Here is a 14,445-nt window from a genome sequence, read left to right on the forward strand (position 1 = left end):
AACTTCCGGGAGGCGACCCGCAGAATTATCGACGCTGAGAAGCGGGCCGCAAAATTAAGTCACCCCCTTCACAACTCCCGAACGACATGGACGACGAGGACCTCGACGCGGTACGTGAGCGCAAGAAACGCGCGCTCGTGCAGGAACAGGGCCTCGGCGCGCCGCCGTCCCCGGTCTACGTCGACGGCTCTCAGAGCTTCGACCGGACCGTGACGGCCCACGACGTCGTGTTGGTCCACTACTACGCCGACGGCGGCGCGGGCCAGCGACTCCACCCGGTAGTCGAGTCCGTCGCGCGCGAGACGTTCGCGGCGGTGGCGAAAGTGAACGTCGTACACCACCAGAAGTTGGCGCTGAAGCGGGGCGTCGAGGCGACGCCGACGTTCGAGGTGTACGCCGACGGCGAGTGTCAAGAACGAGTCCGGGGGCAGGTCGAGAAGGAGGAGTTGGTGGAACTGGTCGGCGAGTACACGGCGTTCTGACGCCGGCCGGACCGGCCAGTCACCGGCGTCCGGTCCGACGGACTACATCGCGCCGGCGACGCCGCTTCCGATGGCGGCACCGCAGTCGGCGCAGGCGACGAGGTAGAATCGCTTCGAGGCCTTGAAAAATCCCGTCGTGGAGTCCATGTCCAGAAACTCCACGTCGGACGCTTCTTCGAGCGTCGTCTCGCACTCCGGACAGTGAACCATCGTCAGGCGGCACCTCCGTTCGATTTCGCGCCGGCGACGCCGCTCCCGATGGTCCGGCCGCACTCGGCGCAGTTGGCTGTGTAGAACCGCTTCGATGCTCTGACGAACCCGGTCGCCGAGTCCATCTCGACGAACTCGATGTCCGACGAGTCGGCGAGGGACGTTTCGCATTCAGGGCAGTGTACCATGCGGGAGACGGTTCAGAGACTCGACACATAATCTTTGTGGCGAGCGAGAGCCACCCCATCGAAAGCTCTTTTAGGCCGGCCTAATTTAGATTAGGCCAGCCTAAACCATGCCCGACTCCCTCGACGCTATCCGCGGTCGAATCGACCGACGAGCCGACGAGTCCGGTGATTTCTACGTCGCGTGCGCCGAGACCGACGAGCGCCCCGCGCCGCTGACCGGCCGACGGTTCCCCACCGAGGCGGCCGCCAGCGAGGCGGCCGACCTCGCTCGCGCGTACCGCGAGGCCCTCCGCGAGTCCGACCCCGAACTCCCCGAGCGTCGCCTCTCGGTCTACGAACTCACCGACGACCCGCCGACGCTGGTCTCGACCCGCAAGCGCGCCGCGGGGCGGCGCGACAACGGCCTGCCCCGGACCTCGCGGTCGGTGACGCTCTCGGGCGACTGCGAGTCGGAGTGGCTCCGCATGGACAACGCCCCGCTGGTCCACGTCCGGCGCGACGGCGAACCGCTCCCCGACGACGCCGTCGAGCGCCAACTCGACTCTAAGCTATGACCGAGGAGTTCGCCGCGGGAGACGCGGCGGCGCTCGACCTCCGGACCCCCGCGGCCGTCGAGCGCGCGGCGGCCGAGCGCGACCGCATCGAGGAGAAGGTCGCGGCGTTCGGCGAGTTCCGCGAGCGCGTCGAGTCGGTGCCGACCGACGCGAACCGGCGGGCCGGCCGGTCGTCCCGGTCCGGGAGCAGGGCAGTCGGGAGCGCACTCGCGGTGGGAGCGAGCGGAACGAGTACGACCGGCGGCGCGGCGACGGTCCGCGAGGCGTTCCGCGAGACCGTGTTACCTTACGCCGACGCCGACTCGATGCAGGAGGCGATGGCCGACGAGCTATCGCCGGAACTGACCGCGGCGCTCTCGCCCGCGGCGGGCGGATTCTCGACCGGACTCCAGCGCCAACTGGTCTCGCGGGCCGACCGGCGCCGCAAGGAGTGTGGACTGCTCGCCGACGGCATCGAGGGCGAACGCGACCGAGTTCGGGCGCTCGCCGACGAACTGGGCGAGATTACCGATTGGCTCGCGGACGCCGACGAGACGCCGCTCCTCCAACTCGGCTTCGAGGAGTTGCGGGCGCGCCACGACCGACTGGAGGAGTTCCGCGCGACCTGCGACCGCCTCGCCGCCGAGCGACAGGCCGCGATTCGGGAGACCCGAAGCGACGGCCTGACCGGGATTCGGGAGGCGGAACTGATAGCTCACCTCTACGGCGAGTTCGACGACGCCCACCCCGTGCTGGCCGACCTCGCGGAACTCGACGCGGTGCTGGCCGAGTGCCAGCGCGCGGTCCGGCGTCACCTCTGTGCGCGAGTCTGAGTCTCCTTTCTGTCAGCCTCGCGGCCGATGCGGATTCCGAAACAACTTCAACGGTCCGCTGAGGTCTGCCCACCGAGTCCCCATGACCGACTCTCTGGAACACCTCCGCGAGCGGATAACCGACTTGACCGACCCCGACGGCGATTTCGTCGTCGTCTGTCCGCTATCCGGCAAGTGCCCGGTGCCCGTCAGGGGCGAGACGTTCCCCTCGGCGGACGCCGCCGAGGAGGCCGTCGACCTCGTCTGCGAGTACCGCCGCGTCCTCCGGGAGGTGGACCCGCACCTCGAAAACATTCCCATCGTGGCGACCGAACGAACCGCCGACCCGCTCGCGCTCGACGCGCACGAGCGGAGCGAGCGCGGGGGCGGAGCCGAGCGTTCGGCCGAGACCGCTCGTCGCTCCCGCACCCGTCGCGCCCGCGCTCGCCGCACCACCGGCCGGTCGGTCTCGCTCTCGGGCGACGGCGACGGCGAATGGCTCCGCATGGAGAACGCGCCGCTGGTCCACGTCCGGCGCGACGGCGAACTGCTCGACGACGAGACCGTCTCGCGGCAACTCCGGTCGGAACTGAAGTAGCCGACTACCCCGTCTCGCGTATCTTGCGACGCAGGTCCGGAATCAGGTCGAAGTCCGCGTCGGTGTCGCCGAGGACGAGCAGCGCGTGATACCGGAGGTAGGTCTGAATCGGCACGAAGACCACCGCGAGGGCGGCCGTCAGGAGCGCGAAGTACGCCAGCGCGAGGAGACCCGCGACGGCCAGCGCGACCGGGTTCGACAGCACCGCGCCGACGCCGCCGAGCGCCGGCACCGCCACGACGCCGACGACGGCGACCGGAGCGACCAACAGCGCGCCGACGACGCCGCCGACGACCGAGGCAATCAGACCGACTCCGAGCGCGAGGACGAACCGGACGAGCGCGTAGACGCCGTACTGCTTCCACTCGCGGGTCAGCGTCGGCCAGAACCGCCGCCACCCCGCGAGGACGCCGACGTTTTTCAGTATCATCACCGGCACGACGAAACTGACCGTGAATGCGTCCACCGCGGCGACGAGAAACCCGAGGAGCGCGAGCAGGGGAATCAGGACGACGAGCAGGCCGAGCGAGACGTCGAGGCCGCCCGTCGCGAGTCCGACCGCGCCGACGACCAGCGCGACTGCGGGAACCGCGACTAACAGACCGAGCGCGACCCGGAAGACGAACAACCTGAGGGCGCGCCCGAGGTGCTGGTCGGCGTAGGACCGAATCCGGACGCGCTGGCGGCGCAGCGATTCCACGAAGACGAACTCCATCACGGCCCCGACCAGCACGTACAGCAGACCGACGACCAGCGCTACCGCAATCGCGCCGAGGAGTATCGGCAACACGTCGCCCAACGCGGCCGGAACGTCGAACTCGACGCCGTGACCGGGAGTCGTCCCCGGCCCGTCGGCGGGCGTGCCCGTGGACCCGCCGGCGCCGGCCGACGGTCCGCCGCCCCCGCCGCTCCCGAGGAAGAAGACCACGAGCGCGAGTTTCAGCCACTGGCGGGCGTCGAGCGGCGTGAGCAGCGACTTCGTGGCGTCGAGCGCGTCGTCGAGCGCCTCCACGGCGTACCACGTCATGCGTCGTGCTACGACGCCGACCGGGAAAACCTTCGGGGAAGAGTTACAGGTCTAGTTTCCGACCGTTTTCGCGGTCGTCGGTCGCGCGAGTACGGCACCGTCGATTTCGGCGAGGTGACCGGCGTTACGGCACCGTCGCCCGTCCGAGTACCGCCGAGAAGTCGCCCTCCGGCGCGGTCCAGACCACGCGGACGGTCGTTCCCGACTCGACGCCCGAGAGGTCCGCGGTGACAGACTCGCCGGCGCTGACCTCGTCGGGGAACGCCGCGTCGGTCGCCTCGCCGCCGACTTCGACCGAGAGGGTCGGGCCCGACAGGGTATCCCCGCCCTCGTGGGTGATAGTGACCGACTCGTCGGCGAACTCGTAGGCCAAGGCGACCTTCGGGGCGGCGGGCGTGCGCCGGAGCGACTCGCCCGACTGGAGGGCGACGCCCCGCACGTCCGCCGCGTCGCCGGACCGCACCGCGTCGAGGGGCGCGTCGAAGACACCCACCGAGAGGGGCGCGCCGTCTTCCGCTCCGTCCACGTCCGCGCCCGAGACGGTCGTCCGGCCCACGGCGTCGGTCCGCGAGTCGAACTCCGCGGGCCGCGAGACGGCGGCGTCGCCGGCGACCGTTCCGCCGGGGCCGGCCCAGACGTGGAGGTCGCCCATCTCGCGGAACGCGGTGTTGGCGTAGACCCGGAACTCGAACCCGCCGTCGCGGTAGACCGGGGCGACGAACGCCCGCGGTTCGTCGGCGGGCGTCAGCGTCTTCGACGCGGTCGGCGGGCCGTCGGTGACGACTTCGCCCCCGGCCGCCGCCGCGAGTTCGAAGGTGGCGTCGGTGGGTCCCGAGAAGGCCAGCGTCGTGATTCCGTCCTCCGAATCGACCGACACCTCGCCGTCGGTCATCGCCGGGAAGTCCACGACCGTCTCGCCATTCCGGCGTGTCAGGTCGTCGGGGAGCGAGGGCGTGGTCGTCGCCTCGTCGGCGGTGGTCGTCCGTCCGGTACCGTTCGTCTCGTCGCTCGTCTGTCCGGTTCCGCCCGCGTCGGGCGCGCTTCCGAGACAACCGGCGAGGGCGACGCACGGGAGGGTAGCGAGGAGTCGGCGGCGGGTCGGCATGGTCGGTCGTTCTCGCGGCATTACAAAATAGTTTGGAACTTCGAGAGTCGCGGAATTATCGGCGGGGTCGCCCGCCGACCCGTCTCAGACCGACACCGCGTCGCCGAGTCCGCCGTCGATGAGTTGGATGAGGACCGCGGCGATGCCGGTCTTCGACGACCAGATGGCGGTCTCCTCCTCCAAGTCGAGGTCGTCGCGCCTGTCGCGGACGCTCAGCAGGACCGTCTCTGCGTCCACGACCACGACGCGACCCACGGGGTCGTCGCCGTGGGGGTGGTTGTTGTGCGGGTGGTCGGCCGGGAAGTCGACGACCGTAACGTCGCTGTCGGCGAACAGTTCGCCGAGCGCGGCGTCGCCGACGAGGACCACCTCGACGCCCGCGTCGGCCCGCTCTCGCAGGCGGTCGGCGAGGTCCTCGGTGAGTCCGCGGGCGTCGCGACCCACGCCGAAGACGACGCGGTGCTCGGCCTCTTCGAGCAGTTGCTCGACCCGGCCGTCGATGCTGGTCCGTCCGTGGACCGTCCAGATGTCCTCGCGCTCCTCGTCGCCCTCGCCGCGCTGTTGGCGGGCCGCTTCGAGGTAGTCGAAGGCCCGCTCTTGGGTGCGCTCGAACTCGCCGCGGAGATGCGACCGGGCGGCGTCGAGGCTGACGGGGCGGTACTGGATGGGCTTGGACTGCTGGACCTCCACGAGACCGCGGTCCTGTAGCGATTCGGCCGCGCCGTAGACCTGCGAGCGGGGCACGTCGGTCGCGACGTGTACGTCGCGGGCGGTCCCGGTGCCGAGTCGCTGGAGCGCGGTGAACACCTTGGCCTCGTAGTTCGAGAGGCCGAGGGTCTCGAGCGCGTCGATGGCGTCGTCTTCGTCCATCAGTCCTCGCTCACCTCCGTCCGACCGCTCGCGACCGCGGCGTTCGGTTCCGCGGCGCCGGCCTCGTCCGGCCCGAGGTAGCGCGTCCACAGCGTCAGCAGACTCGGGAGGACGAGGACGCTGGCGAGGAACGCGTAGATGATGGTCAGCGCGGTGATGATGCCGAACTGCTGGAGCGCGGGCAGGATGGCGAACACGAGGACGCCGAACCCGCCGACCGTGGTCGCCGCGCTACCGAGGAGCGCGCCGCCGGTACCGGTGACGCTCTCGCGCATCGCCTCACGGACGGTGCCGCGCCGCCCGAGTTCCATCGTGTAGCGCTCGCTGAGGTGGATGCTGTAGGCCACCCCGAGACCGACCGTGAGGGAAGTTATCATCCCCGTCAAGACGTTGAACGGCATCCCGAGCAGGTACATCGTCCCGAGAATCCACGAGACGCTGAACGCCACCGGGAGCAGGGTGATGGCTCCGAGCGTGGCGCTCCCGTGGGCGAGACGGTACGCTATCATCAGGAACGCGAACGTCGCGCCGAGCGTGATGAGCAGGCTCTGGATGACGGTGTCCAGAAGCTGTTTCTGGACGATTTCGAAGACGATGGGCTGGCCGGTCGCGGTCGCGGTCAGACCGCCGCCTTGGATGTTCGCGGCGATGTCGCGCATCTCGGCCGTGACCGTCGAGGACGACGCGCCGCCCTTGACCGAGACGACCATGCGCGCGGCCTCGTACTCGCCGTCTTGGCGACTGATGACGCCTTTCGCCTCCTGTGGCGCGACCTCGAACAGTTTATCGAAGACCTTCTCGACGTTCCGGTCGGGCACGCCGTCGCCGTCGGTGTCGGCCGCCGCGAGCGTCTCGTTGAACGACTCGTTCCGCGCCGCGACCCGCTCCATCACCGAGAGCGGACTCCGAATCTGCGGTTCGCCGTTCGAGAGGACCACGACCACGTCCTCCTTCTGGGCCGCGGTCTGCTCGGCCTGCTCGAGTTTGTCGAGGGCTTGGGGCGTCGCCACGCCGCCCTCGACCAGAATCTGGGCCTGCGAGTCCTGTCGCAGGAAGTTCTCGTTGACGTATTCGAGGTTCGCCTTCGCGGTGTAGGTCCCTGGCGCGAACGGTTCGGGCAGGTCCTTCATCCAGTTCGGCGGGTCCTCCGCGAGGAAGTCGGTCTGCGAGAAACTGGTGTCGACCTGCGTCGCGCCGTAGGCGCCGCCGGCCGACAGCACGAGCGTCAGCGCGATGACGACGAAGGGTGCCTTCCGGGCGGCGACCGCACCGACCGACAGCATCGAACCGAGCGCGCCGCCGCCGGTCCCGAAGGCCCGCTTCTTGCGGTCGTAGCCTCTGGCTTCGAGGTAGCCGTCGATTTCGACCTTGAGCGCCGGAATCAGGCCGCCGAAGACTATGAGCGCGGCGAGGATGCCGACCGAACTCACGATACCGAAGTCCTGAATCGGCGGCAGGGGGCTGACGAGGTTCGACATGAAGCCGATGACCGTCGTCGCGGTCACCCAGACGAGCGCCACGCCGACGCTCGCCAGCGCGACCGACATGCCCTGTCGGACGCTCTCGCCCTCGTGTTCCGCGCGCTCCTCGCGGTGGCGCATGAACACGTGAATCGCGTAGTCGATGGAGAGGCCGATGAGCAGGACCGGCACCGCGATGAAGATCTGGTTGAACGTGATGTCGAACCAGCCCATGAAGCCGAAGGTCCAGACGAGGACCGCGACGATGCCGAACACCCCGAGCAGGATGTCGAGCAGGTCGCGGTAGGCGATGACCAGCGTCAGCACGACGAACACGAGCGCCATCGGGCCGACGATGGCGATGCTGTCGGCCATCGACTGCTCGGTCTCCTCGCTGATGATGCCGGACCCGAAGACCAGCACCTCGCGGTCGAGTTGCTGCTTGGCGATGTCCTGTATCGCGGTCTGGGACTCGACGATGGTGCTGGAGGCCATGCTCTGGACGGTCTGGCCCTGCTGGGTCTGGAACACGACGAGCATCGTCGCGTTCGCCTGCGTGCTACCGGGGTCGTAGGAGGTCGGCATGAACGCGAACGCCCGACTCGACGGGCCGCTCCCGCCCTCGCTCAGGACGGTGCTGACCGTCGACTCGACCTCCGACTCGTTCATCGACTGCAACTGCTGTATCTGCTCTTCGAGCGTGGGCGCGGAGGCGTTCTGTAACTGCTGGCGCTGCTGGCGAAGCTGTTTGCCCGACTCGCGCAGCGACGCGAACTCCCCGCGGAGGACGCCCGGGAGTCCCCTCTCGTAGACTTGCCGGAACTGCTGTCGAATCTGGGCGGCGCGCTCGGCGTACGTCGAGCGGTTGATTTCGTTCGCGGCGAGCGAGGCGTTCAGCGCGTCGAGGTTCCCCTGCAGCGTCCGGGTCTGCCCGACGAGTCGCACGAACCGACCGGTCTGCTGGTCGGTCAGAAGTCGGTCGGCCCGACTGCGAACCTCTCGGAACTGCGATTCGAGTCGGTTCGCGCGCTGGCGATAGGTCGAGTTGTTGACCTCGCCGCGCTGGCGCGAGCGGTTCAGTCGGTCGTACTCGCGCTGAATTTCTCGGGTCCGGTTCAGCAGGTCAGAGAGGTTCCCGACCGTCGCGTTGAGGTCCGCGCGCTTGCGTTGGAGTTGCGCGCCCTGCTTGCGGAGTTCGGTCGCTTGCTCCTGCCGGATGGCGACCGTAGCGACGATGTTGGCGACGCCCGCGGTGGGCGTCTCGTTCGCCAGCGTCCGGTTGACCGTCGCGTTGTTGCGCAGGGCCTGCTGTAGTTGCAGGGTCTCGACCATCGCCCCTTTCGAGAGGACGTTGCCGTTCTCGTCGCGGACGATGAGTTGGACTGTCGTCTGGTTCTGGTCGCCGGACGCGAAGTTCGACTCGATGTAATCGAGCTTCTGGGCGGCCGTGCTGTCGCTCTGGAACTGGTCGAGCGACGACGACTGCTCGACCATGGGCGCGCCCGCCCCGACCAGCACGGTCAGCACGAGCAGCACGGCGATGATTCCGCGGCTGTACTTCGTCACGGCGGCGAAGAGGTCGCTCGCGTTCACGGGCAGACCTCCCGCGCGACGGATTCTCGTAACATATCTGTCGCTGTTGTTAGTAGCCTACTAACAGCGCGCGTATAAATGCCTTGAATTAGGTGGCACTCGCCGGAGTAGGGTCGAGGATAGTCTGAGACAGAAAAATACGGGTTAGGAATATCTATATGTCACTAAAAGTAGTCTATAATCACCTAAACAGCATCTGTTCGTGTCCTATTCGGAGAAAGCGGAGCAACGCGGCCGACGCACTCGCGTCGGCCGCGAACGTGCGACCGGCGGGTCGGCGACGAAAACCGAGCGCGAGCGACGGGGGACTCTGCCCTACTTCAGCGCCTCGTAGGTGTTCAGTTCCCCGGCACCGTAGTAGGTCTTGTCGAACTCCTCGGGAACGTCGGCGGTGGTCCGGAGTCGCTCGCGGACCTCGTTCGCGCCGAGGTCGGGGTTCTGGCTCCGGACGAGCGCGACCGCACCGGCGACCTGCGGCGCGGCCATCGAGGTGCCCGCGAGCCACGAGTAGGTGTAGTTCGCACCGGTGTAGTCGCCGTCGGCGTCGAACTGGGGTTCCGCGACCGTGTTGAACACGAGGTCGTAGTAGTAGCCCGCCGGGAAGTCGGGGTCGAAGTTTCCGCCGGGCGCGGCCACGTCGATGGCGTTCGTGCCGTAGTTCGTGTACTTCGCGGGCGTGTAGGTCGGCGAGTCCAGTCCGTCGTCGCCGCGGTTGAAGCCGATGGGACCGGTCGCGCTGACCGAGAGGACGTTGGCCGCCTCGGCCGGGAGGCTAACGAGACTGCCGTCGTGCTGGAGGTCCGCGGCGTCGTTGCCCGCCGCGACGACGACGACGGTGCCCTGATTCTTCGCGTAACTCGTCGTCCGATTGAGGACCTTGCCGTAGAAACTCCCGTTGGCCTTCCGGGAGACGGGGTACGCGCCGAGGCTGAGGTTCGCGGCGTCACAGCCGATGCGCGCGCTGTAGACCAGCGCCGCGACGATGTCGGCGAACGACGCGTTCTCGGTCGGGGAGAAGACCCGACAGTCCACGATTTCGGTGCCGGGCGCGGAACCGACCGTCCCGGCGTCGTTGCCGTCGTCGGCCGCGACGATGCCCGCGACGTGGGTGCCGTGATAGCCGCCGTAGGGGCCGGCCGCGCCGTAGCCGTCGCCGGTGAAGTCCCGCGAGCGGTCCACGTCGACCGCGTGCTGGAGGTCGGGGTGGCCCGCCGCGACGCCGGTGTCGATGACCGCCACGCGGGTGCCCTCGCCGCGCGTAATCTCGTGAGCGTCCGGGATGTTCTGGGCCTGCTTGTCCCACTGGTAGGAGTAGTCCGGTTCGTCCGAAGCGTCTTCGGCCGTGACGGGTGACTTCTGTTCGAGGGGCAGGTCGAGCGAGTAGGCGCTGTCGGCGGCGTAGCCTACGCCGAGCGACTCCACGTCGGACTCCGCGCCCTCGACGACCAGCAGGTCGATTTCGGGGAGGTCGTGAACTACGTCGAGACCCGCCGCCTCGGCCTCGGACGCACTGGTTTCGGTGCTGTCCACGAGGAATCGCTCGCTCGACGCCGCGACCGTCACGGTGGTACCGACCGCGATTCCGCCGAGCGCTGCGCCGCTGAGTTCGAGGAACGACCGTCGGTTGTAACGTGGCATAGGAATTTACCTAGTTTTGATAGCTTATAATATCTTTGTCTAGAACTAGAATTATATTCTCCGTACCGAATTTCGACATAGATTTCTCCTGCCGCGAGGTACGGAACCGCCGGTGGTGGTCGGACTTGTCGCGGTCCTCGCGTCGAGTCGCAGTCCGCCGGTGTTTTTTACTCGTCTCCCGTCACGTCTCCATCGATGGTCGAGTTCGCTACGGTCGCTCGGTTGCTCGGCGGCGTCGGTCTCCTTCTCGGCAACGCCTACTTCGTGACCATCGAGTTCGCGATGACCCGAGTCCGGCAGTTCACGGCGGGCGAGTTCGAAGGGTCGATGGGTCTCGAACGCGCGTGGGAGATGACCGACCGACTCGAAATCTTCCTCTCGGGGTGTCAACTCGGTATCACTATCTGTAGCGTCGGACTGGGCGTCGTGGCCGAACCCGCGCTCGCCCACCTCCTGAGGCCCGCAGTCGAGTTGACCGGCGTCGGTTCGCACGCGCTGGCGGCCGTCGGCGCACTCGCGGTCATCAACCTCATGCACGTCGTCGTCGGTGAGCAGGCCCCGACGTATCTGGGCATCGAGCGCACGAAGGTCGTCGCCAAGTACGGGTCCGCGCCGCTGTACTACTGGACGAAGCTCATGTCACCGGTCATCGTCCTCGCGGACAAGACCGCGAAGTGGTTGCTCTCGCTGTTCGGCGTCGAAATCACCCGGTCGTGGACCGAGGCCGAGGAGGGCGACGGCCGCGAGGTGTCGAGTCGCGGCGACGCCCGCCGCGAGATGGGCGAGATGCTCCGGGAGGCCGGACTCGAAGAGGAACGCGAGGAGGAGGTCCTCGCGGCGCTCGACCTCGGGACGATTCCGGTCCGGGACATCATGGTTCCGCGCGAGGACATCGTCGCGCTCTCGACCGCCGACCCGTCCGAGGAGAACCTCCGACTCCTGCGCGAGTTTCCCCACACTCGCTTTCCGCTCGTCGGCGAGTCGCTCGACGAGTTCGCGGGCATCGTCTACACCCCGCCGCTGGTGGGCCGCGAGGACGACCTCCTCGACGGGTCGCTGACGTTAGCGGACGTCGCGGGCGAACCGGTGACAGTCGAGTCGAGTATCGCGGTCAGCCGACTCGTGGACCGCTTTCAGGAGGAGGGACAGGAACTCGCGCTGGTCGTGGACGACGGGGAGACGGTCGGGATGGTGACGGCCACCGACGCCTTCGAGTCGATGATGGGCGAACTCGAAGACCCGTTCGACGACGGCGAGACGCCCGACGCGGCGGTCTGAGTCGAGAGACGCGAGCGCCGCGGCGCGCGGTCAGCCCTGCACCGTGCCGGAGGCGAGGTCTTCGAGTTTTCCTTCGACCGTGTAACTGGGCGTCTCGACTTCGATGGTCGAGTCCGGGCCGACCTCGTGGAACTTGAGGTGGAGTTCGTAGCTCCCGGCGTCCGAGATGTCGGTCGACTCCACCTGACCGGTCGAGCGGTGGCGCGCCCACGCGTTGCGCCCCGCGAGCGAGGCGTCGGTCTCGCCGCGGATGACCCAACTCTTGGGCTTGCTGGCCACGTTCTCGCCGCGCATCGGGTAGCCGCGGTCGTGCCACCCCTTCCAGAAGCCCTCGTCGATGACGTAGACGTTCTTGTAGCCCGAGTTGATGAGTTGCGAGGCGCGAATCGACGAGAGGTGGTGGGGACAGCCACAGTAACAGACGATGCGGTCGCCCTTCGGCCAGTCCATCACGGGGTCGTTGTCGGCGCGTCGCTTCGGCGACGCCTGACTCAGCACCGCGCCGTAGATGTGGGATTTCTTGTAGGTCGACTCGGTGCGGGCGTCGGCCATGCGGGCCTCGCCGCGCTTGTACCAGTAGTGGACCACGTCGGCGGGCGCCAGCGGCACCTGCACGCCGTTCTCCTCGACGGTGTCGAACGACGAGGTGTCGACGTTCCGCTTAGTCGGTTGGTCGTCGAACTCCGGCGGGTAGCCGTCGGTGTCGCCGTCGCTCGGTGTCACCGCCAGTTCGCTACCGCTACCGCCGCCACCGCCGAGGCACCCGGCAGTCAGGGAGAGCGACGCTGCCCCGCTCGCCAAAAACGTTCGTCGTTTCATCTTGAGTACTATTAGCAAACGGCGAGATATTAATTTTACCGTCTATAGATGCGTACGCAGTATTCGGAAAATTAGTCCCGCGGCGCGTCGAATGTAGTCCGGCCGTGGGAGGAATGTATCTCGGCCGTGCGGCGAAGATAGATCGAACGTGCGGGGAGTCGGTCCCTGTCTCGCGAGGACCTATTCGACCGTCACGGTCAGGGTACAGAGGTCCCGAAGCCGGGCGTACGTCTCGTCGGTGATGGCCTCTCGAACCGTGCAGTAGGCACCGCAGGCCTGCCTCTCGCGGGCGCTCGACACGACCGAGTCGAGGAGTCGGTACACCTTCTCCTCGCGGCCGTACATCAACAGGACGTTCACGTTGTCGACGACCACCCACCCGCCCTGCATCACGTACTCCATCGCCTTCGAGACACGGATGCTGATGCCCGTCAGGTCGCTCGGGTCCACCGGGTCGGTGGTCCAGAGCGGGCCGTCGTACTCGCTGGGCGACCCCGTAATCGGGATGACCCCGACCTTCTGGGGGTCGCCGCCCCGGCGCTCGACCAGCGACTCGACTTTGCCGGGCGCGGCGGTGGCCGAGACGACCAGCAGGTTGTCGAACGCCTCGTCGGGCAGGGTGGTCAGCGGCGACCCCATCGAGGGAACCGACACCAGCGCCTGCTGGCCGGGGTCGAGCGAGAACCGCGGACCCTCAGTCGTCTCCGGCACTCTCGAACCCTCCGGTCGCGTCGCCCACCGTCGGCGTCTCCACGTCTTGGTCGTCGAGTTGCACGAACGGCCGAGCGAACTGCCAGATTCCGGCGGCCGCGAGAACCGACGCCGTCAGGTCGAGCACGGCCGACGCCAGCGACATCCCGAGCGGTACCGAGGCGACGTACGACACCGTCAGAACGAGGAACGCGGCGGCCAGCAACAGCAGACCGCGGGTGTGCGCGACGTTCCGAGCGTACGTGACGACGGGGTAGGCGAGCAGGACGCTGGTGATGACCAGCATCGTGGTCTGGGCGATGAAGACGAACGAGACGAGGTCGCTCAGCGTGTTCATATCTTCCTCCGTTCCGTGAGCAGGACGAGGACGTTCGCCGCCCCGACCAGCGCGCCCACGGTCGCCACCCCCGACGCCACGAGGGCGACGGCCGGGGGAAGCGAGACCCCGACCGCCGTCCCGGCGTTCAGCGCGACGTACGCCAGCAGGACGAACGGGAGCGGTCGCAGGACCGACCCGAACGGCGCACCTTGAAAGCCGCGAGCGGCGACGACCGCCAGTGGAAGCGTCCCGGCGAGGACGATTATCGTCGCCAGCGCGAGTATGCGTTCGAGTACCATTCGCCACCGGGTTTTCGCTCCCGGATTAAATAACCCGCCGGTGCCGACGGGAAGACATTCGGAGTCGGTGGACCGACACGGAGTCCGAAGAACGATAACTGGCGACTTCGTACCGCCGGACCGATGGATTCGAAGATCGAACGATTAGTGTCGTCGCTCCGCGAGCGCATCGGTGACGGCCTGCGCGGCGTCTTTTACGGCGACTTCCGCGAGCGGGAGTACTCGGTAGCCTACGCCTCGGAGGACGCCACCGAGGGATACTCGGCCGACCAGATACGCGACGTCGTCGACGACGTCGCGTTCGAGCAGTTACACAGCGACCGGAAGAACGACCTCCACGAACCGCTCGGACGCTACACCGCCTCGGTCGAAGTCTTCGAGGACGGCATCAACCTCATCTTCATCGAAACGGAGGACGCGCCCACCATCTTCGTCGGGATGGACGGCGACGTGGCGAACGTGACGCCCGCGCTCGAAACCGCTCGGGACTGCTTGGAGTAGGC

Annotated in this window: 17 protein-coding genes; 6 read left to right on the forward strand and 11 right to left on the reverse strand. The window is 67.8% G+C overall.

All coding sequences use genetic code 11. The features are described from left to right. Window positions 1-86: 86 nt before the first annotated feature. Window positions 87-482, forward strand: coding sequence for a thioredoxin family protein (locus M0R89_RS14190; RefSeq protein ID WP_248649735.1), 396 nt, complete (start codon window positions 87-89; stop codon window positions 480-482). 42 nt (window positions 483-524) lie between these two features. On the opposite strand, the gene M0R89_RS14195 is transcribed toward M0R89_RS14190, so the two are convergent. Together M0R89_RS14195 and M0R89_RS14200 are read right to left on the reverse strand one after the other, a co-directional pair. Further along, a complete protein-coding gene (locus tag M0R89_RS14195) occupies window positions 525-692 on the reverse strand; it encodes a hypothetical protein (protein ID WP_248649736.1) in 168 nt (55 codons plus the stop codon). A gap of 2 nt (window positions 693-694) precedes the next feature. Next, entirely contained in the window at window positions 695-880 is a 186-nt protein-coding gene (locus M0R89_RS14200; RefSeq protein WP_248649737.1) for a hypothetical protein, read from the reverse strand. Between the two features lie 107 nt (window positions 881-987). On the opposite strand from M0R89_RS14200, the gene M0R89_RS14205 reads away from it, so the two are divergent. The 3 genes from M0R89_RS14205 to M0R89_RS14215 all read left to right on the forward strand — a co-directional run bounded on the left by M0R89_RS14205 (window position 988) and on the right by M0R89_RS14215 (window position 2,823). Next, entirely contained in the window at window positions 988-1,434 is a 447-nt protein-coding gene (locus M0R89_RS14205) for a DUF7552 domain-containing protein (protein ID WP_248649738.1), read from the forward strand. Next, on the forward strand, window positions 1,431-2,246 hold the full coding sequence (locus tag M0R89_RS14210; protein ID WP_248649739.1) for a DUF7260 family protein: 816 nt from the start codon (window positions 1,431-1,433) through the stop codon (window positions 2,244-2,246). The genes M0R89_RS14205 and M0R89_RS14210 overlap by 4 nt, the downstream gene beginning before the upstream one ends. A gap of 82 nt (window positions 2,247-2,328) precedes the next feature. Further along, window positions 2,329-2,823, forward strand: coding sequence for a DUF7552 domain-containing protein (locus tag M0R89_RS14215; RefSeq protein ID WP_248649740.1), 495 nt, complete (start codon window positions 2,329-2,331; stop codon window positions 2,821-2,823). 4 nt (window positions 2,824-2,827) lie between these two features. Here M0R89_RS14215 and M0R89_RS14220 read toward each other — a convergent pair whose 3' ends face one another. The 5 genes from M0R89_RS14220 to M0R89_RS14240 form a co-directional block, all read right to left on the reverse strand. Continuing rightward, the gene (locus M0R89_RS14220; protein WP_248649741.1) at window positions 2,828-3,850 is read right to left on the reverse strand and encodes a DUF7544 domain-containing protein; all 1,023 of its coding nucleotides are present in this window, start codon (window positions 3,848-3,850) and stop codon (window positions 2,828-2,830) included. A 124-nt stretch (window positions 3,851-3,974) separates the two neighbouring features. Continuing rightward, window positions 3,975-4,955 carry a hypothetical protein gene (locus tag M0R89_RS14225; protein WP_248649742.1) on the reverse strand — a complete coding sequence of 327 codons (981 nt, stop codon included), beginning with the start codon at window positions 4,953-4,955 and terminating at the stop codon, window positions 3,975-3,977. Window positions 4,956-5,039: 84 nt separating this feature from the next. Beyond that, window positions 5,040-5,825 carry a TrmB family transcriptional regulator gene (locus tag M0R89_RS14230; RefSeq protein ID WP_248649743.1) on the reverse strand — a complete coding sequence of 262 codons (786 nt, stop codon included), beginning with the start codon at window positions 5,823-5,825 and terminating at the stop codon, window positions 5,040-5,042. Beyond that, window positions 5,825-8,878, reverse strand: coding sequence for an MMPL family transporter (locus M0R89_RS14235; protein ID WP_248649744.1), 3,054 nt, complete (start codon window positions 8,876-8,878; stop codon window positions 5,825-5,827). Before M0R89_RS14235 ends, M0R89_RS14230 begins: the two co-directional genes overlap by 1 nt. Window positions 8,879-9,193: 315 nt before the next feature. Then, the gene (locus M0R89_RS14240) at window positions 9,194-10,516 is read right to left on the reverse strand and encodes a S8 family serine peptidase (RefSeq protein WP_248649745.1); all 1,323 of its coding nucleotides are present in this window, start codon (window positions 10,514-10,516) and stop codon (window positions 9,194-9,196) included. A gap of 195 nt (window positions 10,517-10,711) precedes the next feature. Here M0R89_RS14240 and M0R89_RS14245 point away from each other — a divergent pair, with 195 nt between their 5' ends. Next, the gene (locus M0R89_RS14245) at window positions 10,712-11,794 is read left to right on the forward strand and encodes a CNNM domain-containing protein (protein WP_248649746.1); all 1,083 of its coding nucleotides are present in this window, start codon (window positions 10,712-10,714) and stop codon (window positions 11,792-11,794) included. Between the two features lie 30 nt (window positions 11,795-11,824). Here M0R89_RS14245 and M0R89_RS14250 read toward each other — a convergent pair whose 3' ends face one another. The 4 genes from M0R89_RS14250 to M0R89_RS14265 form a co-directional block, all read right to left on the reverse strand. After that, the gene (locus M0R89_RS14250; protein WP_248649747.1) at window positions 11,825-12,613 is read right to left on the reverse strand and encodes a rhodanese-like domain-containing protein; all 789 of its coding nucleotides are present in this window, start codon (window positions 12,611-12,613) and stop codon (window positions 11,825-11,827) included. A gap of 180 nt (window positions 12,614-12,793) precedes the next feature. Beyond that, on the reverse strand, window positions 12,794-13,324 hold the full coding sequence (locus tag M0R89_RS14255) for a DUF7504 family protein (RefSeq protein ID WP_248649748.1): 531 nt from the start codon (window positions 13,322-13,324) through the stop codon (window positions 12,794-12,796). Next, complete coding sequence (locus M0R89_RS14260) at window positions 13,308-13,661, reverse strand: hypothetical protein (RefSeq protein ID WP_248649749.1); 354 nt, start codon at window positions 13,659-13,661, stop codon at window positions 13,308-13,310. Before M0R89_RS14260 ends, M0R89_RS14255 begins: the two co-directional genes overlap by 17 nt. Continuing rightward, on the reverse strand, window positions 13,658-13,942 hold the full coding sequence (locus tag M0R89_RS14265; RefSeq protein WP_248649750.1) for a hypothetical protein: 285 nt from the start codon (window positions 13,940-13,942) through the stop codon (window positions 13,658-13,660). The genes M0R89_RS14260 and M0R89_RS14265 overlap by 4 nt, the downstream gene beginning before the upstream one ends. A 123-nt stretch (window positions 13,943-14,065) precedes the next feature. Here M0R89_RS14265 and M0R89_RS14270 point away from each other — a divergent pair, with 123 nt between their 5' ends. Continuing rightward, on the forward strand, window positions 14,066-14,443 hold the full coding sequence (locus M0R89_RS14270) for a DUF7522 family protein (RefSeq protein WP_248649751.1): 378 nt from the start codon (window positions 14,066-14,068) through the stop codon (window positions 14,441-14,443). The last annotated feature ends 2 nt before the right edge of the window (window positions 14,444-14,445 follow it).

This window comes from Halorussus limi, assembly GCF_023238205.1.
Classification (GTDB): domain Archaea; phylum Halobacteriota; class Halobacteria; order Halobacteriales; family Haladaptataceae; genus Halorussus; species Halorussus limi.

Bases quoted from the DNA above. Each gene is read 5' to 3' on its own strand.
- M0R89_RS14190 (WP_248649735.1), top strand. From the start codon at position 87: ATGGACGACGAGGACCTCGACGCGGTACGTGAGCGCAAGAAACGCGCG.
- M0R89_RS14195 (WP_248649736.1), bottom strand. From the start codon at position 692: ATGGTTCACTGTCCGGAGTGCGAGACGACGCTCGAAGAAGCGTCCGAC.
- M0R89_RS14200 (WP_248649737.1), bottom strand. From the start codon at position 880: ATGGTACACTGCCCTGAATGCGAAACGTCCCTCGCCGACTCGTCGGAC.
- M0R89_RS14205 (WP_248649738.1), top strand. From the start codon at position 988: ATGCCCGACTCCCTCGACGCTATCCGCGGTCGAATCGACCGACGAGCC.
- M0R89_RS14210 (WP_248649739.1), top strand. From the start codon at position 1,431: ATGACCGAGGAGTTCGCCGCGGGAGACGCGGCGGCGCTCGACCTCCGG.
- M0R89_RS14215 (WP_248649740.1), top strand. From the start codon at position 2,329: ATGACCGACTCTCTGGAACACCTCCGCGAGCGGATAACCGACTTGACC.
- M0R89_RS14220 (WP_248649741.1), bottom strand. From the start codon at position 3,850: ATGACGTGGTACGCCGTGGAGGCGCTCGACGACGCGCTCGACGCCACG.
- M0R89_RS14225 (WP_248649742.1), bottom strand. From the start codon at position 4,955: ATGCCGACCCGCCGCCGACTCCTCGCTACCCTCCCGTGCGTCGCCCTC.
- M0R89_RS14230 (WP_248649743.1), bottom strand. From the start codon at position 5,825: ATGGACGAAGACGACGCCATCGACGCGCTCGAGACCCTCGGCCTCTCG.
- M0R89_RS14240 (WP_248649745.1), bottom strand. From the start codon at position 10,516: ATGCCACGTTACAACCGACGGTCGTTCCTCGAACTCAGCGGCGCAGCG.
- M0R89_RS14245 (WP_248649746.1), top strand. From the start codon at position 10,712: ATGGTCGAGTTCGCTACGGTCGCTCGGTTGCTCGGCGGCGTCGGTCTC.
- M0R89_RS14250 (WP_248649747.1), bottom strand. From the start codon at position 12,613: ATGAAACGACGAACGTTTTTGGCGAGCGGGGCAGCGTCGCTCTCCCTG.
- M0R89_RS14260 (WP_248649749.1), bottom strand. From the start codon at position 13,661: ATGAACACGCTGAGCGACCTCGTCTCGTTCGTCTTCATCGCCCAGACC.
- M0R89_RS14265 (WP_248649750.1), bottom strand. From the start codon at position 13,942: ATGGTACTCGAACGCATACTCGCGCTGGCGACGATAATCGTCCTCGCC.
- M0R89_RS14270 (WP_248649751.1), top strand. From the start codon at position 14,066: ATGGATTCGAAGATCGAACGATTAGTGTCGTCGCTCCGCGAGCGCATC.